Genomic DNA, 1152 nt, shown 5'->3' with positions numbered 1-1152 from the left:
GCGGGCTTCTCACTCCCTCCCGGGTGGCCGCGAATTGCTCATAATGGTGGCCGGCATCAGCTCGGAATCCCGGCCGGGATCAAATCGGAATGCTGCCCGGGATGACCCCGGAATCCGTACACTGAGATTCCGCCCCCAGGCATCCTTCCCCCACGACGTCGCCGTCCACCACATAGCTACGCCGATCAGGAGATCGGTGCTCTGCTCGATGGGATGCTGGTGGTGCCCTCTGCAAAGGGGCTGCATTGCTGGACATTCCACTGCGTTTTCGGGCTCCTTGCCGTCACCGGGATGCGGTCCGGCGAAGCCCTCAGGCTGAAGCGCGACGATGTCGATCTCGACGCCGGCGTCCTGACCGTTCACGCTAGCGAGTTCGGCTAGTCCCGCGTCGTTCCGATCCATTCGACGACCGCGTCGGTGGTGGCCGACTACACCCGGCGGCGTGATGCGCGGTGGCCCATTCCGATCGGCCTCACCTTCTTCGTCGGGGAGCAGGGCCTTAGGCTCAACTACAGCGCGATCATTCTGGTGTTTCGCACGGTCTCGCGAGGGATCGGCCTGCGCCATTCCGGCGATGCCTACCGCGGACCACGGATCCACGACCTGCGCCATAGCTATGCCGACGCCACGCTATTGCGCTGGTATCGAGCTGGGGAAGGCGTCGAACAACGCCTTCCTGTCCTCTCGACCTATCTCGGCCACGCCCACCCGGGCTGCACGTACTGTTACCTCTCAGCCTGTCCCGAGCTCATGGGCCACGCCGCTCGTAAGCTCGAAGCACGGTGGGAGGCGCTGTCATGACCGCGCCCTCCCTCCCGCCCATCCTGATCGAGCGCTTCTTCACGCAGCGTCTATCCCGCTAGAGCAATGCCAGCCCATATCATCGCATCTTACCGGGATACGTTTCGGCTGCTGTCCAAAGTTCGCCCAGGCGACGCTAAGTGTTTCGCCGTCGAGGTTCGAGCTCAGCGATCTCGACGTGCCGTTCGTCGTCGCTTTCCTCGACGATCTCGAAGCGACCCGCTCGGCCAGCATTACCACCCGCAACCTGAGGCTTAGCGAACCCGCAGAAGCGGCGAAAAGAGGCTCGATCGTCCAGCGCCTCGGCCAGCTTCACGTCCGACAGATCGTACCAGATGGACAGAAGGAGCG

3 protein-coding genes are annotated in these 1152 nt (G+C 63.5%); 2 read left to right on the top strand and 1 reads right to left on the bottom strand.

All coding sequences use genetic code 11. From position 1 onward, the window contains the following. The first annotated feature begins 222 nt into the window (after positions 1–222). Positions 223–381: a site-specific integrase gene (locus ABUH87_RS00080; protein WP_367767669.1), complete on the top strand. Its 159-nt coding sequence runs from the start codon at positions 223–225 to the stop codon at positions 379–381. 39 nt (positions 382–420) lie between these two features. After that, the gene (locus ABUH87_RS00075) at positions 421–801 is read left to right on the top strand and encodes a site-specific integrase (RefSeq protein WP_367767667.1); all 381 of its coding nucleotides are present in this window, start codon (positions 421–423) and stop codon (positions 799–801) included. A 136-nt stretch (positions 802–937) separates the two neighbouring features. Here the strand turns inward: ABUH87_RS00075 and ABUH87_RS00070 are convergent. Next, positions 938–1152, bottom strand: a 215-nt coding sequence (locus tag ABUH87_RS00070; RefSeq protein WP_367767665.1) for a transposase, incomplete at its 5' end; no start/stop codon positions are given.

The sequence above is a fragment of the Novosphingobium rhizovicinum genome, from assembly GCF_040813635.1.
In the GTDB taxonomy this organism is placed as follows: Bacteria; Pseudomonadota; Alphaproteobacteria; order Sphingomonadales; family Sphingomonadaceae; genus Novosphingobium; species Novosphingobium rhizovicinum.
This window is presented reverse-complemented; position numbering and strand designations above follow the sequence as displayed.